This window comes from Pedobacter sp. R-06, assembly GCF_049913135.1.
Taxonomy (GTDB): Bacteria; Bacteroidota; Bacteroidia; order Sphingobacteriales; family Sphingobacteriaceae; genus Pedobacter.
Genome location: NZ_CP183977.1, coordinates 2,758,458 through 2,781,765 on the forward strand (window position 1 = coordinate 2,758,458; position 23,308 = coordinate 2,781,765).

Here is a 23,308-nt window from a genome sequence, read left to right on the forward strand (position 1 = left end):
GAAATCATTTATTTATTTACGCTTAAACAGACCGTTATGACACTAAACTCCATTACTAAACCGCTAGATAAATTAAATATATTTTCGCTCAAAGGTGTTCAGATGAAAACATTTCACATCACCTGGTTAACTTTCTTCTTTTGCTTTTTTGCCTGGTTCGGCATGGCCCCCTTAATGAAAATTGCAAGAGAGCAGCTTCACCTTACCAAAGATCAGGTAGGCAACATTCAGATTGCATCTGTATCAGCCACCATAATTGCCCGTTTACTGATCGGACGGTTAATTGATAAATTTGGCCCCAAACTCATTTACACCTGGCTTTTGGTGCTGTGTGCCATTCCAGTTTTATTGATCGGAACCAGCCATTCTTATACTTCGTTTTTGCTTTTCCGCTTGGCCATTGGCGTAATCGGCGCTTCATTTGTAATTACCCAATTCCACACCTCCATTATGTTTGCTTCGAACATTAAGGGAACCGCAAATGCAACGGCAGGTGGCTTTGGTAATGCAGGTGGCGGTGCTGCCAATTTATTTATGCCATTAATTGCATCTGGCATTACCGCTTTGGGCTTTTGTAGCACTGAAGACAGCTGGCGTTATGCTATGATTTTTCCTGGTGTAATGCTTTTGATCTGTGCTTTTTTATATCATCGTTATACTTTAGATACCCCACAGGGAGATTTTAAGGATTTAAAAGACGAAAACATAAAAAGTACCAAAAACACATTCTTAATCGCAGCAAAAGATTACCGCACCTGGATTTTAACCATTGCCTACGCTGCCTGTTTTGGTGTAGAAATAACGGTTGATAACTTCGCACCGATCTTTTTTACCGATTCATTCGGCGCAACAATCGCAATAGCCGGAATGGTTGCCGGTATTTTTGGCTGGATCAATGTTTTTGCCAGACCATTGGGCGGAATTGTTGCTGATAAAATCGGTAAAACCTGGGGATTTGATGGCAAAACACTTTTACTTGCGCTATTACTTTTGATAGAAGGAATCGGCTTGATCTGGTTCGCAAAATCGGGCAATATTGGAATGGCTATTTTTATGATGTTCGTTTTCGGTCTAAGTTTAAAAATGGCCAATGGAGCAACTTACAGCCTTGTTCCTTTCATTAATCCGGTTGCAGTTGGCAGCGTGGCAGGTATTGTAGGTGCTGGTGGAAATATCGGCGCTATGCTTATTGCATTTATGTTTAAAGCCAAAGCTGATCACGCTACTAAAAATGTAATCGAGAACGGGCATACTATTCAAAAAGACCTGATCGATTATACCAGTGCATTTACTTTTCTCGGTTTTATCATTCTAGGAATTGGCATTGCTGTCTTTATTTTCAGAACTATTATGGCACAGAAAAGAGCAGAAATAGAAGATCTTGTTCTTACACCAAGCAAATAACCAATACAAAAAGTAAAAATCTACCTACAATACCGTTGATCATTTGAAAGAAGAAAAGAATATATCGCTAAATAATACAACAACATGCTGCTATTGTGGCGTAGGTTGTGGTATTGTGGTAAATAAAGATATCCATGAGCGGATAACTGTTGAAGGAGACAAAAACCATCCTGTAAACAAGGGCATGTTGTGCAGTAAAGGCATGAATCTTCATTACACAGCGAATGACAAAAGCGACAGGCTGCTTTATCCCGAAATGCGCTACAATAAAAACATGCCTCTCCAAAGAGTAAGCTGGGATACCGCACTAGAAAGAACGGCAGCCGTTTTTAAAGCACTGATTAAAAAACATGGACCCGATAGTGTGGCTTTTTATGCAAGCGGGCAATGTTTAACGGAAGAGTATTATGTAGTAAACAAATTGATTAAAGGTTTTATCGGCAGCAATAATATCGATACCAACAGCCGCTTATGTATGAGCAGTGCGGTTGTTGGTTATAAAATGAGCTTAGGTGAAGATACCGTACCCATTAGTTACGATGATATTGAAATTGCCGATTGTATTTTTGTTGCGGGCGCAAATCCAGCATGGTGCCATCCTATCCTTTGGCGCCGTGTTGAAGCCGCCAAGCAAAAAAAACCAGACCTAAAGATCATTGTAAGCGACCCGCGAAAAACGCAGACCTGCTCCCTTGCCAATGTCCATCTGCAACTCAATCCAGGCACCGATATTACCCTACACCACGCCATTGGCAGATGTTTAATTGAAGATGGAAAAATCGACGCTGATTTTATCATCAACAGCACCAATGGTTATGAAAAATACCATGCTACTGTTTTCGAAACCTCATTGGCCGAAGCAGCAGTTATTTGTGGCATCGAAGAAAGTGATATCCGCCTGGCTGCATCTTACATTGGCAATGCAAAAGGTTTTATCAGTATGTGGACTATGGGGCTTAACCAAAGTGTGGTAGGTACCAATAAAAATCTTTCATTAATCAACCTAAACCTGATTACCGGCCATATCGGCAAACCCGGAAGCGGGCCATTTTCACTCACCGGGCAACCAAATGCCATGGGTGGACGAGAAGTTGGCGGTTTAAGCAATTTATTGCCCGCACACCGTGTTTTAGCTAACGAAAGCCACCGGAATGAGGTCGAAAAATTCTGGCAGATCCCATTAGGTACCATTCAATCCAAGCCGGGCTTAACCGCAACAGAGATGTTCGATGAACTGAATACAGGAAAGCTCAAAGCGGTATGGATTTTATGCACCAATCCATTGATCAGCCTGCCAGATGTTCGTGTAGCCGAAGAAGGATTAAAAAAAGCGAAATTTGTGGTTGTTCAGGACATTAGCAACAAAGTAGAGACCTTAAAATATGCTGATGTGGTTTTACCCGCTGCTGCCTGGGTAGAAAAAGAAGGTACCATGACCAATGCTGGTCGTTACATCTCTTACCTCAGCAAAGTAACAGAAGCACCCGGAGAGGCTTTACCAGATTCGGAAATTATCTGTCGATTTGCAAAAAAAATGGGCTATCACGGTTTCGATTTCAAAAGCGCTTCCGAAATATACAATGAGCATACAGCCCTTACCGAAGGGACCAATATCGATATCAGCGGGCTTAATTACGAGATTTTAAAAGAAAAAAGAGCCGTTCAATGGCCTTACCCGAAGCAAGAAAAGGCGTTCGGAACAGCCCGGTTATTTACCGATCACCAGTTTTATACACCAGATAAAAAAGCTAATATTTTATCATTTGATGATCAAAACCAATCGGAAGCTCTAACGCCAGAATATCCACTGATTTTAACCACTGGAAGAATCAGAGATCAATGGCATACCCGAAGCAAAACGGGCAAGGTAAATAAACTGAACCAGCACATTAGCGAATCTTTTTTAGAGATCAACCCAATTGATGCCGAAGCCCGGTATATTAAAGACAATGATATCATCGAAATTTCCAGTTTACGTGGAAATGTTCGTGTAAAAGCAAAATTTTCGGAAGATATTAAACCCGGAGTGGTTTTTATGCCGATGCACTGGGGCAAAATCTTAAAAAGTGATTTAAACCGGGTGAATAACCTCACCAATAACCTGGTTGATCCACAAAGCAAAGAACCCGATTTTAAATTTAGTGCCGTAGAAGTAAAATTATATCAAAAAGCCCGGCAAAAGATCATCGTTATCGGTGCTGGTGCTGGTGCCTGTGGTTTTGTTAAAAGCTATAGGGCTTTAAACACTGAAGATGATGTAGAGATATTTAGCAAAGAGAATTTCCCTTTTTACAACAGGGTGCTTCTCCCCGACTATATTATTGGTACTTTACCCTGGCATAACCTTATTAAAATGAGTGATAGCGAGGAAACTGACTATAGAATTAAACTACACCGGGGACTAGGCATCGAAAAGATCAACAAAGAAAACAAAACCGTTATTGATAGTAATGGAGAAACCCACCATTACGACGTTCTGCTCCTGGCCACCGGAAGCAGGGCTTTTGTGCTTAAAGATATCCCGAAACTAAACGGCATATTTACCATGCGTAGCCGTAATGATGCCGACAGTTTTAAAAAACATGTGGATGCCACAAATGGAAAAGTAATAATTGTTGGTGGTGGTTTATTGGGGATCGAACTGGCTACATCTTTGGCTGAAACCGGATCAAAAGTGACGATTATCCAACGGATATCGAGATTAATGGGTCGCCAGTTGGATGCATTGGGCAGTCAATTACTGCACGAAGAACTGATCAGTAAAGGCATTGAGATTTTTTACAATGATGAAGTAGACCGCATTATTGGAGAGAAAAGCATTTCGGGCATCCGTTTAAAAAGTGGTTTATTGATCGATTGTGAATCTTTAGTAATTGCTATAGGCACTGTTCCGAATACAGAACTAATTAAAGAAGCAGGTATAGAATGCAAGAGAGGTGTTGTGGTTGATGAATACCTGAGAACCAACGAAAAAGATATTTATGCCATTGGCGAAATTGCTGAATTTAAAGGCCAAATGTATGGCATTACCGCAGCAGCAGAACAACAAGCTGAAATAGTGGCAAGATTTCTAACAGGAGACATTGCCAAATTTTACCAGGGAAGCCTGCTCATGAATATCCTTAAAATGCACAGTTTAGAACTCTGTTCATTGGGCTTGGCCGAAGTACCGGACAACGACCCTACTTATGAGGAAATTGTTTTTATTGATAAAGCTAAGCGCTACTATAAAAAATGCATTGTACACAACGATAAATTGGTTGGGGCCATATTAATTGGCGATAAAAGTGAGTTTTTGGAGTTCCGCAACCTGATCGAAAATAAAATGGAGCTGAGCGAAAAGCGGCTTCAATTGTTAAGAAGTGGCAAAACAACCGAACCTATCATTGGCAAAACCGTATGCAGCTGCAACAATGTTGGCGAAGGCAACCTGATCAACAAAATTAAAGATGGCTGTAAAGACCATTTGCAGCTTTGCCAGTTAACAGGTGCCGGAATGGGCTGTGGCAGTTGCAGGCCCGAGGTGAAAGCCATATTAGATTCTTTTGTAAATGTATTAAAAACGGAACCTAAGCCTGCCTTGGCAGGGACATGACAAATCACCTTAAACGATCGCCATCCTGCCCAGAATGTTCGGGGTCAGGATCTATCCAGCAAAAAGATGCTGAAACGAGTTCAGCATGACGTACCGCATTGAAACATTAAAAAACATTATTAGAATAATGATGATAATAAAACTTGGTCCTTCAGAATTTAAAAACCTAAAAGGGATTGAATATTTTAAGTTCGAAGAAGATTTTATTGAAGAAAATATACGTTGTATCCCCATGGTCGTGCGTTTTAAAATGGATGCCGCAGGAATAAAATTAAAATTGGCTGAATGGAGCAAATTTCATCCATCAGAAAGGATCCAATTGGCCTTACTACCGGTTTCAACTCAGGAACAAACAGATAAGTACCATCAATTTCTGATTGGCCTGATTACCAAATATACAGGAAATCAAGCTACCACGCTGGTTATCGATCCCCTGCCTGATTGGGGAAACTTACATCAAATCCCAACGATGTTAAAAGAAAAAGCGACAGAATTAGCCTTACAACTCTCCATAAACCAGTGGCGAAAACTAACTGATATCCAGAGGTTTGCACTTTTAAAATTATGCAGACCAGGGCACGAAAACAAAAATTTCCCAAAGGCAATAGTAGAATTTGGGCTTCTAAGTAGCTAAACCATGTATCAAACTATCATCATTAACTTTCCAGGCGGCATCATATCACCGGGCAATCTGTATAACATCCTGGTTGCGGCAACAAAAGCGCGGATCCAATATGTTCGTTTTGGCCTCCGCCAACAGTTATTGATTGATACTACAACCTACAATATAGCCATATTTACAGGCGAAATGGATAAGCTAGGGATTGATTATGAAGTAGACACTAATAATTTTCCCAATATTATCAGTTCTTATCCTGCGGAAGAGATCTTTATCCGTAAAACCTGGCTTACTGAAGGGGTATACAAAGATGTTTTAGACGATATCGACTTTAAACCTTCCGTTAAAGTTAATATCTGCGATAGCGACCAAAGTTTTACCCCAATGTTAACGGGTAATATCAACTGGATTGCCTCTTCCCAATCCGAACATTATTGGCATTTGATTATCCGGTTTCCAAAAACCAATATAACCTATGAATGGAATCAGCTTTGTTATACCAATCATATCGCACAGGTAACCAAAGCGCTGGAGGATATTATCAGAAACAATCGGTCACAGTTTGTAGATAACCCACAAGCTAACGGTGAAGAGCTCTTTGCGCTTTTAGATCAGGACAATTTCATTCTTAAACAGGCCGAAAACACCGTATCCCTATCTTCATTTAACCTGCCTTATTATGAAGGTTTAAACCGTTACAACAATAAATATTGGCTGGGCATTTATAGGCGCGATGAGTTGTTCAGCATTCCATTTTTAAAGAAACTCTGCCAGCTTTGTTTAGATACCAAACTCGGTCAGCTGTGCTGTACCTCCTGGAAAACCATTATTATAAAAGGAATTGATGAAAAAGATAAAAATCTTTGGAATGGCCTGCTCGAAGAATTTGAGATCAATATGCGACACGCGGCCAACGAACTTAACTTTCAGGTAGAAGACAATTGTAACGAGGGCTTAGCATTAAAAAATTTCCTTGTTAAACATTTAAGCATTGATGATACCAGGACCTTTGGAATCTGTTTTGGGATTAAAACGCGTAAAAAAAGTGAGGTTTTCAGTAGTATCCTGATCCAAAAACGCCACTTGATTAATGTATTTGGTTTAAAACTACTGCCCGTTTACGATATCCTTTGTGCTAAAGATTTTAACCCCAACGAGCGTACCGGCGAAATTTTTAGCAGGAGTAATCCTGGTTTTTTATTACCAGAACAAGTAAGACGTTCGATATTTAAATTTTATAAATACCGTTTAAATGCAATTAAAACAGGTAATCAAAAACAGAGCTTTCAAACTGAAGAAACGATAAAAAAAGATAGCGAATTTTTATACCAGTGTAACCATTGTTTAACGGTATACAACGAGCGCATTGGCGAAATTGAGAGCAATATTAACGCAGGTACGGCATTTAAAGATTTACCAGAAGGTTATTGTTGTGTGCTTTGTGAAGGAGAGAAAGAGAATTTTACTAAGATTGATCAATCGGCATTACAGCTTTTGTAAATCTGAATTTGATGACTTATATTGACTGTTTAAGTTTAAGTTAGGTTAGTGCGGTTGTCACCCTGAACCGAGCCTTAGCGAGCTCACCGAAGGTAATTTATTTTATTAGCAGTTTTTATATTATTAAAGGCTTAATAGCTACTTCGTGGTCAGGGTCTTTCCTGCCAAAAAAGATGCTAAAACAAGTCCAGCATGACGATGAAATTTAAGAATAACCTAAAATCTTCAATCTTTACAACTCGCTTGTCGAGCTCCGATTATAAGCCATTTATCTCGGCATGGGCGTTAAAATTACTGAAATAACGATAATCCTGATCTTCAATGGCAGTTTCGCAAACCCGCAAATTACTTAAAACGTATTTCATGCTGTGTTTGGCCAAACCATTCGTTTGAAGCAGGTATACAATTTTCTTCAAACCTCCAGCTTTATAAATCCCACATAAGGGTTCTTGCTGACCATCTTTGGTAAAAATATAAGCATCGAAAGCGTCGTCAGCTTTGAACGAGTGGATAAGTTTTTTCAGCAATTTGGTTTCCATTAATAACATATCGCAGGCTAATAAAAACAAATTTTCTTCCGGATTTGATAAGTGAACAGAAAGTACGCCCAATAAAGGACCGCTAATATCAAGAGAAGAATCGTCGACAATCAATTGCTCACTCCCGAAATAACTAGCATAAGTTTCTTGCTGCAATGGATTAACTGAGAATTTTACCTGGAGATCGAGCGCACTTAATTTGTCAGCCGCCACCTGCGCCCATAGTTTATCCTGATGGCTGAGCAAACCTTTATCAGTGCCCATACGCAAACTTTGCCCACCACATAAAACGATTCCCAACATTTAATATCAATAATTAAAAAACTTGTTATTAGTTAAGCCGAGCGAAATAAATGTCTTGAAAAGACGCTGCGACTACGCTCGGTGTGACAACAACGGATTTTAAAAAATTAAAATTATAAACCTTAATTATTTACTACTCAAATCTGTTAGTCCGGCCTCGTTTAAAATACCAATTTGCTTTCCTTTCACTATTATTAACTTTTCTGCTAACAGCTCGTTCATGGTTCTAAAAACGGTTTCGTAAGTGGCACCGGTAAAAGCAGCCAGATCCTGACGGCTTAGTGCTAAATTTAAAAATCCTTCGGCATCCAAGCCAAATTGATCTCTCAATCCTAAAATAGCCACGGCAAGCCTTCCTTTAACCGACATTAAAGCTAAATTACGCATTTTCTTTTCCGAAGCATGCAATTCATCGGCATAAAACATCAACAAACCGTAGGCAAATTCCTGGTTAACTTTTATGGTGGTTTTAAAGAAATCGATATCCACGAAACAAAGTTTAGTGGTTTCTAAAGCAGTTGCCGAAATTGGGTAGGTAGAAATGCTGCTGCTGATTCCCCTATGTCCAATTATGGCTCCATCGTTTGCAAAACGTAAAATCAGTTCTTTATCTCCCCATTGTTTATGCACTTTTACATTACCCGAAGTAACAAAATAAACACCGCTCACCGGATCCCCTTCTTTAATAATTACTTCCCCCTTTTTAGCGATAAAATTTCGTTTATGGCTCTCGATAGCAGGATGCCACTCTTTTAAGGTAAGCTGGCACATAAAACAGGTTTTAAGATCGCAGTTATTATTTTTCTTCATATTTTATTGGGGATGTTGGGTAAAAATAGCAAATCGTTGCACAATTATTTGGTATTGTAAGCAAATTCGGTGATTCTTCACTATTGTTGAAAATTTTATAAGAATAAAACTCATTGAAAGAGAACACTTAGCATTTTTTACAGGCATCCTTGTGGCAAAGAAGTTTAAAGATATGCCATCAAATCATAATTTTGTGTTATGGCAAATACAAACGTTAGAAAATCAATCCAGAATAAGATCGAATCATTAGGTAAGGAAATCGAAACCTTACAGGCAGAATTAAAAAGATGGGAAAAAATTGCAGCCGATTATGAAACCAATTCGGAAAGCATTGATTTGATTTTATCGATACAATTACCCGAAAAACCAGAACCAAAAGCTAAAAAGGTAAAATTGTAAGGAATTAAAAAAGAAAACCCGGACAATGTCCGGGTTTTCAACTAACCATATCTTGAATATTAATCCAGTTTTATAACTTCTTCCGCTTTTTTTACCGGAAATTTGGCACTCGGCTTAAAAGTTGTCGGCCTATTTCCTCTCTCGGTTACAGCCGTAGTTTTCTGATCTACCGACTGTTACCTGAACTCACAAATATTCAAAAAGCTTAAAACCCTTTTGCGCTAAACATGTTATCCATATACAACAAAACCGATGTATATGAAAAAGTTAATTTATGTTATGGCCATTTCAGCATTAGCATTTCAAGCTTGTAGCGGAGGAAACAAGGATGCTAAAGAAAGTGCCGACAGTTTAAACATGGCCAAAGACACCACAAGCAATGCCATGGCCACAGGAGGAATCGCAGTAGATGAAGCTGATGCTAAGTTTACTACCCAAGCAGCGGTTGGCGGGATGGCTGAAGTAGAACTTGGAAAAATGGCCCTCGAAAAAAGCAGTAATCCGCAGGTTAAAGAATTTGCAACCATGATGGTAAAAGACCACGGCATGGCAAACACCGAATTAATGGCTATTGCGAAACAAAAAAACATTACATTGCCAAGTACTGTAGATGATGAGCACAAGAAAAAAATGGATGACCTGAGCAAAAAATCAGGAGCAGATTTTGATAAAGCTTATGTTGATGCCATGGTGAGTGGTCATAAATCTACATTAAAATTAATGGAAGATGAATTAAGAGATGCTAAAGATGCAGATCTTAAAGCATTTGCGACCAAAACAGCACCAATAGTTCAAAGCCATTTGGTAATGATCAATAAAATTAACGATAGCATGAAATAATGCAGTTTGGCGTATTAAATTTCTTAAGATAAAGGGATTTAATACGCTACTTTTTCAGTCACACTGACCTCTCCTGATTTTATCCTTAATTACCGAATTTATTTTTTCGAAAGTTATAATTAGAGCTCTGGTGGTGTGTGCCAATCGATAAAGGCTTTCCTACTTAACATTTTCAGGTATGGATAATTTCCATTTAATTGTTTACGCTGTTTTAGCTCATATAAAAAATGCCCACCTAAGTCTACAATAATTTTTGCAGTAGCTAAATACCAAACACTATGCGGCTGTTTCCAACAAAAAGAATATAGGTTTGAGGTTAGTTTAATGCCCTGAAGTTCGGGATGATAAAAATTAAGTATTTTTGGATTGGCCCCCCCCTGCATTACCTCTGATTTCCTTACCATCGAAAGGTGATCGGAATGACAAAACTCATAATCCTTTAGTTTTGGATCGTCCACATCAGGTAAATGTTTCAATATTTTGAATCCCTTAAATTTCTTGCCATTCAATACCCATATTAAATTTGGATAAAATGCCTCCCTGCTGTTAAGCTCGGCCAATGCGATCGGAGAATTTTGAAACTCAATGGTATAACCGGATGGGGTAAATACATCAGCACGGTGGATATTAGCATTGGCTGCATCATAAAAAGCAACTTCTCTAAATGATGGCGGGAAAGCCAATTTCCAATCTCGGTGCCAAGCGGTCTCCTTTCGGCAATATTCTTTTTTAAGTGACGAAATATCCTGAATCATATCAGAACGAGGGATATCTTTTTGCATTTCACTATTGTTCATTCTCTTTCAATGTGATTAGAACACTATAACAATTAATTAGGGAAAACAAATTTAAACTAAAATTATTAGTAATAAAATTAGGTATTGCAAAAAAGGAATATATTTAGGATAATTATCAAAACCTTTTCTACCCGCGCAACTTTTTCCAAAATTCCACATCTTTTATGTAAACAATAATATATAAATGAAAAATATCAGCCGTTTCTGTTTTATAATCTTATCATTATGTGCTACTTACACCTATGCACAAACTTCGAAAAACATCTTCAGTGATGATTTAAAATTTTATAAAGACAGCCTTCCTGTTAAACACAAAAATCTTTTTGCAAAACTTTCTAGGCCAGAATTTAATACAATGATAACCCATCTTGAAGAGCAGACCTCAAGTATTTCTACTGAAAAATTTTATGTAGAAATCATGAAAATACAGGCCGCTATAGGTGATGAGCACAGCACAATAGTCCCTCCGTATACCACTAAATACCCAGTAAAATTTGAAAGATTTGATGATGGACTGGTAGTTACCTCGACAGATGAAGCAAATAAGCAGCTCTTACTTTCAAAGGTGATCCGAATTGGCGGCAAAACTTTATCAGAAGCAGAAAAAGCCATTTCATCTGTAATTATCTCTGGCAATATCCCTTATTTTAATATCGCTGAGGCAAGTTATCTGGCAAGTCCCAGTCTGCTTTATGCACTAAATTTAAGTCCTAGCCCAAATGATGTAAGCCTCGAACTTTTAAATCCAAATGGTGAAACTTTAAAGGTGAAGTTAGATGCTATACCAAAAACCAAGAAAATAGATATGGTATATGCGTCTGCATATGGCAGCTTACTTGCAAATACCCACCAAGAAAATTACTGGTATGTAATGGAGAAAGGCAATTTGTATTTCAATTACAATAAATGCCAGGATGATCCGAAAAAGCCCTTTGATGCCTTTAATGATAACTTATTTAAAGAAATTGAAAAACAAAAACCAAACCGTATCATTATCGACTTAACGATGAATGGCGGCGGGAACAGTGCAATATTAGAGCCCTTTATCGAAAAGATTAAAAATCATAATTTAAATAAAAAGGGGAAGATTTTCGTGTTGATTGGTCGGGCTACTTTTTCTTCTGCCATTATGAATGCCATCAAACTTAAAAGAGAAACAAAAGCCATTTTAGTTGGAGAAACTACTGCGGGTACCATTAACCATTATGGCGAAGTACGCGCATTTAATTTACCAAACACCAAATTACAGGTAAATTATTCTACCCAGTACTGGGAAAATTGGAAAGGACATGATGGCCCACTTGTACCCGAAATTAAAATTCCAAAGAATCTATCAGATTTATTAAAAGGAAACGATAAAGCACTGAACTATGTGATGGAAAACTGATGTGATAAAATCAGTAATCTTATCGCGTTTATAACACCGGGTAAAATTTATTTAGATTGAACATGAGAGAGATACTCATTAATGCTTTATTTTGTTTAGCCCAACTCATTACATAATGATAACTTTGTAACATGACCATCCAAGAAATACAGCAGCTAGAAGATTTTTTTACCCAAGCAGGAAAGCAAGAGGTTCCAATTTATCTTAATCAGGCTACCATAATTACAGATTATGCCCATTTTTTGGAAAGTCATTTTACGCCTTTAAAGCTTAATCCTGATGCAAAAGTGAACCTACCACTTATACACAGGCTGAAAATGTTAAAGTTATTGATTGAATCAAATGCGTAAAACCGATTCAATTTAGTTGTTACAGTGCCACCATTGGTAAGAAGCAGCCAATCTGAATTGCAATACAAGTAATCGAAACACTCACTATCTATTAAACTGGTTCTTCGACAAGCCACCATTGACGTTATTTTACAAATAATTATTAATCAGTTTTTTATAGATTTTGTATTTCCATCTAGCTAGGCCATCGCACGGTATCCCCGTTCTACCTAATCCAGCCTAACAAATTTTTCGGGTTCCGCTGACAAAGCCATTTCACCGGCTTTAAAAGAAAAATTTTCAGCTGGCATTTTTTGTTTCTTTTTGATGCCAAAAAGAAAGAGCCTTTCGGCGGCGGCAAGCCGAGGCAAGGCCGCGCCGTAGGGCAAGAGAAACAATTGTACTTCATTCATATTGATTTTTATACAATAAATTACCCCTCAGTATGACAAACCTATATTTGTGATACATCCAATTCATGCCTTTCCTATTTATGGCTATCGAAATATTGACCCAAATTTTCTATTCAGGTAATTAAAAACTTAACCTCTTTTAGTTTTTAAAATAGATATTTCCAACTATATTGGGCGCAATTGGTTATTCGTATACATTGCCCCTTTTTTATGACTAAAAATATATTCATTGCTTCAGCCGAACCCTATACCGGAAAATCAGTAATTGCTTTCGGAATGATCAATATGTTATTGGCTAAAACCCAAAAAGTAGGTTACTTTAAACCCATTATTGCGCAAGACGATCAGAATAAAAAAGATGAACATGTAGAAGCCATGTTGGATTATTTCTCACTCCCTGTTAAGTATGAGGATGCTTTTGCCTTTACCCGGCAAGAAATGCTGCACCAAGCAGAAGATAGTGGCGCAATTATCAATACCATTATCAGTAAATATAAAAAACTGGAAGATAATTACGATTTCACGGTAATTGAAGGAAGCGATTTTTTAGGTGAAGGCATGGCATTTGAGTTCGAATCGAATGCCTTAATGGCCAAAAACTTAGGTGCACCTGTTTTAATAGTGGTATCGGGAAAGAACAAAACAGCAAGTCAGCTTTTTAAATCGGCCATCAACATTTACCGTAACTTCCTGTTGCGAGATGTACAGGTATTAGGCGTGGTGGCCAATATGGTGAATCTAGAGGAGGCAGACCGTATTAAACAAGCTTTAACGAATCAATTGCCACCCGAATTACTTATCGCCGTTATCCCTACTGAAACAGGCCTGCAAAGTCCAACAATGAAAGAAATTACATTGGCACTAGGTGGTGAGGTACTTTTCGGATCTGAACTATTGGATAACCAGGTCGATAATTTTGTGACAGGTGCCATGATGCTTCCTAATTTTTTAAGGCACATAAAAGATAACCTGTTAATAGTTACCCCTGGCGATCGTGGCGATATCATTATTGGTTCACTTCAGGCCAACCTATCAGCCAACTACCCAAAAATTGCAGGCATTGTTTTAACCGCAGGCAGTTTACCTGATGAGCCGATTATTAAATTGATTGAAGGTTTACAAACCATTATTCCAATAATAGCGGTTAAAAAAGGAACTTTCGAAACCACTACAACCATTGGTAGTATTCACTCAAAAATCACAATCGAAAACAAGAAGAAAATTGCAATCGCAATAGAGCTTTTCGAAAAATATGTCGACATTAAAGCGCTTGATGATAAAATTATCACTTTTAGCTATCAGGGCATTACGCCACACATGTTCCAATACCAACTGGTTAAATGGGCCAAACGCGATAAAAAACATATTGTTTTACCAGAAGGAAATGACGAACGCATTTTAAAAGCAGTGGAAAAACTCATTACCCAGGATATTGTAGACATCACGCTTTTAGGCGATCCAACAGAAATTACCAACACGATTAAAAGACTTGGATTAAATCTGGATCCCAATACTTTAAAGATACATAACCCAGGTCAATCTCCTCATTATAACGATTATGTAAATACCTTACATGAATTACGTAAAGCCAAAAATGTAAACCTCGAAATGGCCAGAGATATGATGACTGATGTTTCTTATTTCGGAACCATGATGGTTTATAAGGGTGATGCCGATGGGATGGTTTCGGGTGCGGTCCATACCACTCAGCACACCATAAGGCCTGCTTTGCAGTTTGTTAAAACCAAACCTGGTGTATCAGTGGTTTCCTCTATTTTCTTTATGTGCCTGCCAGAGCGTGTGGCCATATTTGGCGATTGCGCGGTTAACCCCAACCCTACGGCCCAGCAATTAGCAGAAATAGCTATTTCCTCTGCAGAGAGTAGCGCCAAATTTGGCATTGAGCCACGTATTGCTATGCTTTCTTACTCTTCCGGAACATCTGGAGAAGGAGAAGATGTAGAACGTGTAAGAGAAGCTACCGCCATAGTTAAAGCAAGGCATCCGGAATTAAAAATTGAAGGGCCGATACAATATGATGCTGCTGTAGATCCACTTGTAGGTAAACAAAAATTACCGGGTTCTGAGGTAGCAGGAAGAGCAAGTGTATTGATCTTCCCCGATTTAAATACCGGCAACAACACCTATAAAGCGGTACAGCGCGAAACCGGGGCACTAGCTATTGGCCCAATGTTACAGGGCTTAAACAAACCAATAAACGATTTAAGCCGTGGCTGTACTGTAGATGATATTTTTAATACCGTTGTAATTACAGCGATTCAATGCCAAGATATTTAATATGAACATTTTAGTAATCAACTCAGGAAGCAGTTCCTTAAAATACCAACTTTTTAAAATGCCCGAAAAAACGCCTGTTTGCAGCGGACTGGTAGAAAGGATTGGCATCGAAGGCTCGTTTATAAAACATACGGTTTATACCAATAACAAAAAACACAGTATAGAAGAAACAGGTTTTATATCCAACCATGGTGAAGCATTAAAACAGGTTTTGTCATTATTAACCCAAGGAGAATACGCAGTAATTGTGAGTCCTGATGATATTGCTGCTGTTGGTCACCGTGTAGTACATGGAGGTGAACATTTTTCTGGGCCGACTATTATTACTGATGATGTAAAACACCAGATCAAAAAGCTTTTTTCCCTTGCTCCGCTACATAATCCGGTTAATTATAAATGTATTGAAGTAGCCGAACAGACTTTTGTAAACGCGAAACAAATTGCAGTATTCGATACAGCATTTCATCAAACCATACCAGAACAGGCCTATCGTTATGCTATTCCGGAGTGGTACTATAAAGAGCACGGGATCAGGGTATATGGATTTCATGGTACCAGCCATAAATATGTAAGCGAACAGGCCATTAAATGGTTAAACAAAGTTGATACAAAAATTATTAGCATTCACTTGGGCAACGGTTGCAGCATAACGGCCATTAGAAATGGTAAATCGATAGATACTAGTATGGGATTTGGCCCATTAAGCGGTTTAATGATGGGCACACGCTCTGGAGACATCGATCCATCGGTTATTTTTCATTTAATGGAGCATTCTGGGTATACCTTAGAGCAGTTGAGTACCTTGGTTAACAAACAGTCGGGGCTTTTGGGTGTGGGTGGCTCAAGCGATATGCGCGACATCAGAAAAATGGTAAGCGAAGGCAATGCAGCTGCAATTTTGGCGCTAAAACTGTATGCCTATAGGATCAAGAAATTTATTGGAGCTTATGCAGCCATTTTAAATGGTATAGATGCAATAGTATTTACCGCTGGTGTAGGCGAAAACGATAGTACCATGCGTGAATCTGTTTGTTCAGCACTCGATTACCTGGGTATTGAATTAGATCCAGGTCAAAATACAGCCTACAATGGAGAATTGAAAGAAATTAACAAGGCAGGTGCTAAAGTAAAAATACTGGTTATTCCAACCAACGAAGAATATGAAATTGCCCACCAATGTTTTGAGCTTTTAGGCTAATAGCAAGACTTCCGAAGTTGGCAAAGTTCGCGGACCAGAGCGCAAACTTCGGAAGTTTTGTCTAATCCGTTTCCAATATAGACAAAATATTGCCTGCAGGATCTCTAAACCAGGCAATGTTTGGCCCTCCGTTTCCACGGGAGATGCCTTTACTGTCCGTTTTGAGATACTCTTCATTGTAAATCTCGAACTTTATTCCCTTGGCAATAAGTTCGTCGGCGGCTTGATCTATATTTTCAACAGGAAAATTAAGCACCGTAAAAGTTGCCGGAACATGATTTAGCTTTGGATAAAGTAATACATTTGCTGATCCGGAAATAACCAATTCAATCACGCCCATTGGATTATCTTTAACTTCGATACCCAATACTCCTTGATAAAAATCTTTCGCTTTCTGTACATCGTCTACAGAAAAAGAGCTGAATGCTTTTGAGTTTTGTAACATAATCTTTTTTAATCAATTTCTACGAGAACTGGACAGTTAAATTTAGCGGATTAAAATAATAGTAACTGGCTGCATAAGCGGCAAAGTACGGGGCCAAACAAGACAATCTCCTTTTAACTTTTCCAGGCACCCAATAAACGCCTGATGACAACAATTTCGGCAACATGATAAGCATTATGATCGGCAATCTGCAAGGCCTCGCGTAATACACTTTGTCCATTGCCGTGCGGAATTGGCACATATAAATCTGAAGAATCTAACAAAGCAATAAATTCTTTCAAGTCAGCATCAATCTGTTTTAGCGTATTGTTCCAGGCGTTTTCATCCTTAGGTGCCAGTTCTTTAGGCCAATAGTCGTCTGGCCATTTAGGCGATCGATGCGATCCATCTTTACTAAATTCGAGCATATCCCACTGAGCAATTTTGATATGTTCTACCAATTGCCAAATACTATAGGGTAAATTATGGGGCTTTTCGCCCAGAAGATTAAAAGGCAAATTGGCTACAGCATCTTTAAACCCTACATGTGCTCCACCCCCATTTAATAATTTTTTAAGTTCTGTAACCAGTATCGATGTTTGTTTTTCCATAATAACATTAACAGATTGTATTAACCTAACAAACGTGATTCTCATAGGTTTGTATAAAAATCAATTTCGGTCCAAAGTTTATTTTTTTAACGCACAATTCTTTTAATTTTGGACATGAACCTATCTTTTCCGATCCTCACAGCATATACCTATCTCAACACAGCTAATTCAGGCATTTTATCTACCAATCTGGCAGAATGGAGAACTAAACATGATCAAGACTTTATTGCCGGAGGAAGCATTTTCAGAATGGAAAATCTGCCCATCATTACCGATGTCAGAAATAACATTGCTAAACTTTTCAGTTTAAAATCTGAAAATACCTATTTGGTTCAGAATTTCTCGGTCGGTTTTAATACTTTATTGAGTGGGTTGGACAAAAACCATCGTTTTCTTTTATTGGAGGAGGAATATCCATCTGTAAGTTACCCTGTAATCAGTATGGGTTTTGAATACCACAGCATAACCATTGATGAAAAGTTAGAAGAAAACATTATCATTGCCATTGAAAAATTTAAACCTACCGTAATGGCATTTAGTATGGTACAATACATTAGTGGGTTAAGGATGGATGATGAATTTATCCAGAAACTAAAAGCTACATACCCTGATCTTTTGTTGATCGGTGATGGCACTCAGTTTTTAGGTACTACAAATTTTAACTTTGAAAAATCAGGCTTGGATGCTTTAATCGGAAGTGGCTATAAATGGCTTTTAGCGGGGTATGGAAACGGTTATGCATTTCTTTCAGATCGAATGAAAGATGCGGTTTACAGTAAAAACAAATTGGCCGAATTGCCTACAGCACCTTTTTTAAAAGGCAAAGACCATTTATCAATGTGTTTTGAACCTGGCCATTTAGATACTTTAAATTTTGGTACACTAAACGAAAGCTTAAATTATCTTGGATCAATCGGTTTCGATTGGATTGAAAAAACCGCGCAGACAATTTCCAGCAAAGCCAGGCTAGCATTAAATTCAAGAGGTTTAATTCCAGATTGGACATTGGAGCGAAAATATCAATCTACCATCATGAGCATGCCCTTGGATCAAAAAACAGTAGAAAAACTCGCATCAGCCAAAATCCTTTGCTCACCGCGAGGGGCAGGCACAAGGATTTCGTTTCACTATTATAATACAGAAGAAGATTTAAATCAACTGCTCCAGGTTTTGGACAACCGTAGCTAGTCTACTTTCCAAATGGCATCTACAAAATACTGATGTTGATCAAAAAAACGTTGAAGCGGTTTAAATCCGGTTTTTTCTGCAAGCTGATCGATATCATTAAGCGAATATTTTTGTGATATTTCCATAAAAACATACTCGTTTTCTGCAAAATGAATGGCATTTTGACCAATATTCACAATCTGTTTTTTTAAACTGATGAGATAACTTTTACATGCTCCAGATTCTGGATCGTAACTGGCATAATGCTCAAAATTATCCATATCGAAATCGCCATCTAATTCTTTATTGATGCGATGAAGCAGATTGAGGTTAAATGACCTTGTAATTCCTCCTTTATCATTATAGGCAGAAAGAATCTGCTTGGGATTTTTTTTCAGGTCGAATCCAATGATCAACAAATCCTTAGGAGAAAGCAGTTTTTTCAATGACGAGCAGAATTTTCCGGCATCTGCTATACTCATGTTTCCGATATTTGCGCCCATAAAAAGTACAACCTTTCTGCGGCTGGATAATTCTGTGGCCTTTTTAAGCATATTAAAATAATCACCATTTAAACCTTTCATATCCAATCCAGGAAGTTTTTTAGGCAAATTTTCTTCCAGATCCGAAATTACATGCGCGGAAATATCTATCGGAAAATAACTAAATTCCAACTGACTATCCAACAGTGATTTTAGTAGGTGAATGGATTTTGTTGCATCGCCGGCACCAAGTTCGATTAAATCAAAAGCGCTTCCATCGGCCGATATCGCTTGAGAAATCTGGTTGGCCTGGTATTGCAGAATTTCCATTTCTGCATTGGTTAAATAATATTCCTCCATTTCCATAATCTGCTGAAAAATACGGTCTCCGGTAGCATCGTAAAAATACTTAGAGCGCATAAATTTTGGCTCGGAGTATAGGCCTGCTAAGGTTTCTTGAAGAAACTGTGCTTTGTTGTCTGTTGTTGTTTCGATAGTGGTGGTGGTCATATCTATACTATTTTACTAATCGGATGCCTGTATATTGCCACCTTAAATGTGGGTGGAAGAAATTTCTATAAGTAATGCGTGAATGATTTTCAGGCGTGGCAATTGATGCACCGCGAAGCACTTTTTGGTTAACCATAAACTTTCCATTGTACTCGCCAATGGCACCCGGCGCCTTACTAAAACCGGGATAAGGTAAATAGGCACTTTCGGTCCACTCCCATCGTTCGCCCCAGTTAAAATGTTCGGCTGCTATCTCCCACTCAAATTCAGTTGGTAAACGCATGCCTTTCCAGCTTGCAAAAGCATAGGCCTCGTAATAGCTGATGTGGCTTACCGGTGCGGTTAAATCAATAGGTAAAAGACCAGCTAAAGTATAATTAAACCATTTTCCGTCTATTAAGTGCCAGTACATGGGTGCACTAATGTTATTGTTTTTCACCCAATCCCATCCTTCAGCATGCCAGAAATTAAAATTTTCATAACCGCCTGCACTAATGAATTCGATAAATTCTGCGTTACTGACCAACGTTTTACTGATTGAAAAATCGTGCAGGTAAACTTTATGCCTGTTTAGTTCATTATCAAAGCTGAAATCCTTTCCAGCATAACCGATCTCATAAATTCCTTCTGAAATGTTGATAAATCCAGGTTCTATTTCACTTACGGTTAAAACTTCTTTTTGGTTTTTCGAATAGGTTGGAAAAAGCGGGTTGTTTCCTAAAATGTATTTAATATCGGTAAGTAAAAGTTCCTGGTGCTGCTGCTCGTGGTTAAAGCCCAAAATTAACAGTTCTTTTACTTCATCTGTTAGTGTCGTGGCCAGGAATTTCACCATGGCTTCATCTACATAAGCCCTGTACTGGTAAATCTCATTTACGCTGGGTCGACTTAAATTACCACGATCTGTCCGGATTACCCGGTTACCTACGGTTTCATAATAACTATTAAAAACAAAATTATATTCATCGTTATATACCTGATAATTAACAGAAAACGGCTTTAATATAAAGGTTTCGAAGAACCAGGTGGTGTGTCCCAAATGCCACTTCGGTGGACTTACATCCGCAATAGGCTGTACTACATAATCTTCTGTTTGCAATGGTTCGCAAATTTGTTCAGAGTATTTCCTGATCTGCAAGTATTCTTCTAACAGTGTCATTAATTTTTATCTAGATAGTTTTTAAGATCTGTGATGGTATTAACATTCAGATCTTTTGATTGTTTTTGCCGCATCATCAAAGCATAAGAATTATTAAAACCTATAGGTTTAAGCCATTTGATCTTAAACTTTTTCTCAAATTCGGTGCAGACATACTCATAAGTTTTATCTTTATCGTGCGCCATTTCCTTAGCAATTTTTGGATCCGGTTGTAACAAAACCAATAAACCTGTTCCGGTATATTCGGGATAAAAATCGATCTGGTTATTCATAAGTGCATCAAAACAGATTTTTGTTCCACCTAATCCTGTTTTGGTAGATACCTCATAATCTGTATTCCCTTTGATCAACATACTGTACATTTCGGCCAGAATATATTGCTCACCAAAAATCTTTGAGCCTATCCGCACTACACCGTTATGTCCGTTTTTTGGTGCTTTATACAAACCAATACTGATAAGAAAATCCTTTGCCACACGTTCTGGTGTTTGGTGCAGGTAATCTGTTCTGTAATTAAGATCGGTCATTACTGAATCATTTATTTTGCCTGCTAACAGATTTAATGTTTCTTCCAGCTTTGGAAATTGTTTAAAAGCTTCATTCCGAACAATTGGTGCAGCATAGTACGGCGGAAAAATACTTTTATCGTCTTTTAAAATCTTTAGATCAAAGGCTTTCAAACGACCATCGGTAGAGTAACCGCTAATAACATCCAGTTCTTTTGAAAAAGCCGCCTTATACATTACCGCATCGCTGATTACAATGGTATGGATTTTTAAGCCATAGGTAGATTTCAATCCAAGATCGCCGTCTTGCCTGCCCATAAATTCAGGGGTAAATCCGGCAGTTAAGGTAGAACCATAAGCCGATGGAAGTGCATAAAAGCCACCTAAAATTAAAATCACAACTGGCAAAATGTACAATGCTTTTCTCAGTTTTTTAAAATCCATTTTCTGTACCAGGGAAAGTAAAGCATCGAGAATAATGGCCAACAAAGCTGCGGGAATAGCGCCAGCTAAGATCATGTTGGTATTGTTGAGTGAAATGCCCCCAAAAATAAACTCCCCCAATCCACCAGCAGCAATAAAGGAGGCCAATGTGGCCACGCCAACATTAATTACCGTTGCAGTACGGATACCCGCCAATATAACGGGCATAGCCAATGGCAACTCAACCTTCAGCAAAATCTGATTTTTGCTCATGCCCATCGCCCTGGCGGCTTCTTTAACATGCTGATCGATGCCAATAATGCCTGTATAGGTATTGCGGATAATCGGTAACAAGGCATAAATCAGCAGCGCCACAATTGCAGGTTTTGCACCAATCCCTAAAACTGGAATCATAAAACCCAATAAGGCAATACTCGGAACCGTTTGCAATACGCCGGCAATCCCTAAAACCGTTCCTGAAAGTTTTCTTTTTCTGGCAATCAATATGCCCAATGGTAAGCCAATGGCGATGGCAAAAAGTAAGGAAATAAAGGTTAAGCCAACATGTTGCAGGGTTTGAGCAAACAATTTATCAGATTGTTCGTGCATAAACTGCCATAAAGTTTGCTGATGCTCATTCATGTACCTGCGCGTTTTGAAATTGGTTAAATCCTTTGGTTAACTGTTCGAAATTAACGGCTTTGCTTTCTTTATTGGCACCAGAAACAAGAAGTTCGCTCCGATCAGAACTCCGCAACAATTCCATCGCATCCCATACATTCATATCAGCAGATAAGCTTTTCCCATCTTGTAGTGTCCCTTTAGGTAAATGAGGCCAAATATCCTGTATTTTAACCACTTTAAATTCAAGAGCTAACCTTTGTCCAGCTAAAAATTTCCTTGCAAAATCATTTATAGGCTGATAAAGTAATTCTTTGGGTGTTCCAATCTGGATGATTTTTCCTTTATCCATTAAGCAAATGCGATCTGCCAATTCAAAAGCTTCCTGAACATCGTGTGTAACCATTACAATGGTTTTCCTTTTTAATTCTTCTAGTCCTTTAAATTCTTTTTGGATACTTGTTCTGGTCACATTATCTAAAGCGCCAAATGGTTCGTCCATTAACAATACGGAAGGATCGGTAACTAAAGCACGTGCAAGGCCTACACGCTGCTGTTGCCCACCACTCAATTCGTGTGGAAACATCGACAGGCTATTTTCAGGAAGATGGAGTTTTTCGATCAGCTCCTGCGTCCTGACTTTAATTTTTTCCTTATCCCATTTTAAAAGCTTCGGCACAACGGCAATGTTCTCGGCGATGGTATAGTGTGGAAAAAGCCCAATATTCTGCATCACATAACCAATCCCCGTTCGTAAAATATCAGGATCTTGATTGGTTATATTTTCGCCATTGATAAAAACCTGACCTGCATCGGGCTCTATTAACCGGTTGATCATTTTTAGCGTGGTGGTTTTACCACAGCCACTTGTACCCAACAATACCAAAGTTTCCTTTTCTTCTACCCTAAAAGAGGCATTATTTACCGCAAGCGTATCTCCAAATTTCTTACTTATCTCTTTTAATTGGATCATA

General features: G+C 38.4%; 21 protein-coding genes. 11 read left to right on the forward strand and 10 right to left on the reverse strand.

Features of this window, described 5'->3' with window-relative positions; genetic code table 11:
* Positions 1-36: 36 nt before the first annotated feature.
* The 4 genes from ACN9MR_RS11345 (at position 37) to ACN9MR_RS11360 (ending at position 7,118) form a co-directional block, all read left to right on the forward strand.
* Positions 37-1,404 carry an MFS transporter gene (locus ACN9MR_RS11345; RefSeq protein ID WP_426329795.1) on the forward strand — a complete coding sequence of 456 codons (1,368 nt, stop codon included), beginning with the start codon at positions 37-39 and terminating at the stop codon, positions 1,402-1,404.
* A gap of 43 nt (positions 1,405-1,447) precedes the next feature.
* Positions 1,448-4,999 carry a molybdopterin-dependent oxidoreductase gene (locus ACN9MR_RS11350; protein WP_426329796.1) on the forward strand — a complete coding sequence of 1,184 codons (3,552 nt, stop codon included), beginning with the start codon at positions 1,448-1,450 and terminating at the stop codon, positions 4,997-4,999.
* Positions 5,000-5,126: 127 nt separating this feature from the next.
* Positions 5,127-5,633 carry a nitrate reductase associated protein gene (locus ACN9MR_RS11355; RefSeq protein WP_426329797.1) on the forward strand — a complete coding sequence of 169 codons (507 nt, stop codon included), beginning with the start codon at positions 5,127-5,129 and terminating at the stop codon, positions 5,631-5,633.
* Positions 5,634-5,636: 3 nt separating this feature from the next.
* Positions 5,637-7,118: a rubredoxin gene (locus tag ACN9MR_RS11360; protein ID WP_426329798.1), complete on the forward strand. Its 1,482-nt coding sequence runs from the start codon at positions 5,637-5,639 to the stop codon at positions 7,116-7,118.
* 257 nt (positions 7,119-7,375) lie between these two features.
* Here ACN9MR_RS11360 and ACN9MR_RS11365 read toward each other — a convergent pair whose 3' ends face one another.
* Together ACN9MR_RS11365 and ACN9MR_RS11370 are read right to left on the reverse strand one after the other, a co-directional pair.
* Positions 7,376-7,960: a molybdenum cofactor guanylyltransferase gene (locus ACN9MR_RS11365; protein WP_426329799.1), complete on the reverse strand. Its 585-nt coding sequence runs from the start codon at positions 7,958-7,960 to the stop codon at positions 7,376-7,378.
* Between the two features lie 126 nt (positions 7,961-8,086).
* Complete coding sequence (locus tag ACN9MR_RS11370) at positions 8,087-8,770, reverse strand: Crp/Fnr family transcriptional regulator (protein WP_426329800.1); 684 nt, start codon at positions 8,768-8,770, stop codon at positions 8,087-8,089.
* Positions 8,771-8,968: 198 nt separating this feature from the next.
* On the opposite strand from ACN9MR_RS11370, the gene ACN9MR_RS11375 reads away from it, so the two are divergent.
* A complete protein-coding gene (locus tag ACN9MR_RS11375; protein ID WP_055910391.1) occupies positions 8,969-9,169 on the forward strand; it encodes a hypothetical protein in 201 nt (66 codons plus the stop codon).
* 258 nt (positions 9,170-9,427) lie between these two features.
* Positions 9,428-10,009, forward strand: coding sequence for a DUF4142 domain-containing protein (locus ACN9MR_RS11380; RefSeq protein WP_426329801.1), 582 nt, complete (start codon positions 9,428-9,430; stop codon positions 10,007-10,009).
* Between the two features lie 119 nt (positions 10,010-10,128).
* On the opposite strand, the gene ACN9MR_RS11385 is transcribed toward ACN9MR_RS11380, so the two are convergent.
* Positions 10,129-10,806, reverse strand: coding sequence for a competence protein (locus ACN9MR_RS11385; RefSeq protein WP_426329802.1), 678 nt, complete (start codon positions 10,804-10,806; stop codon positions 10,129-10,131).
* 184 nt (positions 10,807-10,990) lie between these two features.
* On the opposite strand from ACN9MR_RS11385, the gene ACN9MR_RS11390 reads away from it, so the two are divergent.
* Both ACN9MR_RS11390 and ACN9MR_RS11395 read left to right on the forward strand, forming a co-directional pair.
* Positions 10,991-12,193, forward strand: coding sequence for a S41 family peptidase (locus ACN9MR_RS11390; RefSeq protein ID WP_426329803.1), 1,203 nt, complete (start codon positions 10,991-10,993; stop codon positions 12,191-12,193).
* A gap of 131 nt (positions 12,194-12,324) precedes the next feature.
* The gene (locus tag ACN9MR_RS11395; protein WP_426329804.1) at positions 12,325-12,543 is read left to right on the forward strand and encodes a DUF6965 family protein; all 219 of its coding nucleotides are present in this window, start codon (positions 12,325-12,327) and stop codon (positions 12,541-12,543) included.
* A gap of 209 nt (positions 12,544-12,752) precedes the next feature.
* Here ACN9MR_RS11395 and ACN9MR_RS11400 read toward each other — a convergent pair whose 3' ends face one another.
* Positions 12,753-12,935: a hypothetical protein gene (locus ACN9MR_RS11400; protein ID WP_426329805.1), complete on the reverse strand. Its 183-nt coding sequence runs from the start codon at positions 12,933-12,935 to the stop codon at positions 12,753-12,755.
* 210 nt (positions 12,936-13,145) lie between these two features.
* On the opposite strand from ACN9MR_RS11400, the gene pta reads away from it, so the two are divergent.
* Both pta and ACN9MR_RS11410 read left to right on the forward strand, forming a co-directional pair.
* Positions 13,146-15,233: a phosphate acetyltransferase gene (gene pta, locus ACN9MR_RS11405; RefSeq protein ID WP_426329806.1), complete on the forward strand. Its 2,088-nt coding sequence runs from the start codon at positions 13,146-13,148 to the stop codon at positions 15,231-15,233.
* 1 nt (position 15,234) lies between these two features.
* Positions 15,235-16,431: an acetate/propionate family kinase gene (locus ACN9MR_RS11410; RefSeq protein WP_426329807.1), complete on the forward strand. Its 1,197-nt coding sequence runs from the start codon at positions 15,235-15,237 to the stop codon at positions 16,429-16,431.
* Positions 16,432-16,492: 61 nt separating this feature from the next.
* Here the strand turns inward: ACN9MR_RS11410 and ACN9MR_RS11415 are convergent, their stop codons facing one another.
* Entirely contained in the window at positions 16,493-16,876 is a 384-nt protein-coding gene (locus tag ACN9MR_RS11415) for a VOC family protein (protein WP_426329808.1), read from the reverse strand.
* A gap of 113 nt (positions 16,877-16,989) precedes the next feature.
* On the reverse strand, positions 16,990-17,466 hold the full coding sequence (locus ACN9MR_RS11420; RefSeq protein ID WP_426329809.1) for a DinB family protein: 477 nt from the start codon (positions 17,464-17,466) through the stop codon (positions 16,990-16,992).
* Between the two features lie 114 nt (positions 17,467-17,580).
* Between ACN9MR_RS11420 and ACN9MR_RS11425 the strand changes: the two genes are divergently transcribed.
* On the forward strand, positions 17,581-18,654 hold the full coding sequence (locus tag ACN9MR_RS11425; RefSeq protein ID WP_426329810.1) for an aminotransferase class V-fold PLP-dependent enzyme: 1,074 nt from the start codon (positions 17,581-17,583) through the stop codon (positions 18,652-18,654).
* Here the strand turns inward: ACN9MR_RS11425 and ACN9MR_RS11430 are convergent.
* The 4 genes from ACN9MR_RS11430 to ACN9MR_RS11445 are packed head-to-tail and all read right to left on the reverse strand — an operon-like array spanning position 18,651 to position 23,307.
* Positions 18,651-19,625 (reverse strand): L-histidine N(alpha)-methyltransferase, encoded by a 975-nt coding sequence (locus tag ACN9MR_RS11430; protein ID WP_426329811.1) that lies wholly within the window; start codon positions 19,623-19,625, stop codon positions 18,651-18,653. The two genes, ACN9MR_RS11425 and ACN9MR_RS11430, sit on opposite strands and share 4 nt — an antisense overlap.
* 7 nt (positions 19,626-19,632) lie before the next feature.
* Positions 19,633-20,784, reverse strand: coding sequence for an ergothioneine biosynthesis protein EgtB (gene egtB / locus ACN9MR_RS11435; RefSeq protein ID WP_426329812.1), 1,152 nt, complete (start codon positions 20,782-20,784; stop codon positions 19,633-19,635).
* Positions 20,784-22,355, reverse strand: coding sequence for an ABC transporter permease/substrate-binding protein (locus tag ACN9MR_RS11440; protein WP_426329813.1), 1,572 nt, complete (start codon positions 22,353-22,355; stop codon positions 20,784-20,786). The genes egtB and ACN9MR_RS11440 overlap by 1 nt, the downstream gene beginning before the upstream one ends.
* Positions 22,348-23,307, reverse strand: coding sequence for an ABC transporter ATP-binding protein (locus tag ACN9MR_RS11445; protein WP_426329814.1), 960 nt, complete (start codon positions 23,305-23,307; stop codon positions 22,348-22,350). Before ACN9MR_RS11445 ends, ACN9MR_RS11440 begins: the two co-directional genes overlap by 8 nt.
* Position 23,308: the final 1 nt, after the last annotated feature.

Bases quoted from the DNA above. Each gene is read 5' to 3' on its own strand.
- ACN9MR_RS11345 (WP_426329795.1), top strand. From the start codon at position 37: ATGACACTAAACTCCATTACTAAACCGCTAGATAAATTAAATATATTT.
- ACN9MR_RS11355 (WP_426329797.1), top strand. From the start codon at position 5,127: ATGATGATAATAAAACTTGGTCCTTCAGAATTTAAAAACCTAAAAGGG.
- ACN9MR_RS11360 (WP_426329798.1), top strand. From the start codon at position 5,637: ATGTATCAAACTATCATCATTAACTTTCCAGGCGGCATCATATCACCG.
- ACN9MR_RS11365 (WP_426329799.1), bottom strand. From the start codon at position 7,960: ATGTTGGGAATCGTTTTATGTGGTGGGCAAAGTTTGCGTATGGGCACT.
- ACN9MR_RS11370 (WP_426329800.1), bottom strand. From the start codon at position 8,770: ATGAAGAAAAATAATAACTGCGATCTTAAAACCTGTTTTATGTGCCAG.
- ACN9MR_RS11375 (WP_055910391.1), top strand. From the start codon at position 8,969: ATGGCAAATACAAACGTTAGAAAATCAATCCAGAATAAGATCGAATCA.
- ACN9MR_RS11380 (WP_426329801.1), top strand. From the start codon at position 9,428: ATGAAAAAGTTAATTTATGTTATGGCCATTTCAGCATTAGCATTTCAA.
- ACN9MR_RS11385 (WP_426329802.1), bottom strand. From the start codon at position 10,806: ATGAACAATAGTGAAATGCAAAAAGATATCCCTCGTTCTGATATGATT.
- ACN9MR_RS11390 (WP_426329803.1), top strand. From the start codon at position 10,991: ATGAAAAATATCAGCCGTTTCTGTTTTATAATCTTATCATTATGTGCT.
- ACN9MR_RS11395 (WP_426329804.1), top strand. From the start codon at position 12,325: ATGACCATCCAAGAAATACAGCAGCTAGAAGATTTTTTTACCCAAGCA.
- ACN9MR_RS11400 (WP_426329805.1), bottom strand. From the start codon at position 12,935: ATGAATGAAGTACAATTGTTTCTCTTGCCCTACGGCGCGGCCTTGCCT.
- pta (WP_426329806.1), top strand. From the start codon at position 13,146: ATGACTAAAAATATATTCATTGCTTCAGCCGAACCCTATACCGGAAAA.
- ACN9MR_RS11410 (WP_426329807.1), top strand. From the start codon at position 15,235: ATGAACATTTTAGTAATCAACTCAGGAAGCAGTTCCTTAAAATACCAA.
- ACN9MR_RS11415 (WP_426329808.1), bottom strand. From the start codon at position 16,876: ATGTTACAAAACTCAAAAGCATTCAGCTCTTTTTCTGTAGACGATGTA.
- ACN9MR_RS11420 (WP_426329809.1), bottom strand. From the start codon at position 17,466: ATGGAAAAACAAACATCGATACTGGTTACAGAACTTAAAAAATTATTA.
- ACN9MR_RS11425 (WP_426329810.1), top strand. From the start codon at position 17,581: ATGAACCTATCTTTTCCGATCCTCACAGCATATACCTATCTCAACACA.
- ACN9MR_RS11430 (WP_426329811.1), bottom strand. From the start codon at position 19,625: ATGACCACCACCACTATCGAAACAACAACAGACAACAAAGCACAGTTT.
- egtB (WP_426329812.1), bottom strand. From the start codon at position 20,784: ATGACACTGTTAGAAGAATACTTGCAGATCAGGAAATACTCTGAACAA.
- ACN9MR_RS11440 (WP_426329813.1), bottom strand. From the start codon at position 22,355: ATGAATGAGCATCAGCAAACTTTATGGCAGTTTATGCACGAACAATCT.
- ACN9MR_RS11445 (WP_426329814.1), bottom strand. From the start codon at position 23,307: ATGATCCAATTAAAAGAGATAAGTAAGAAATTTGGAGATACGCTTGCG.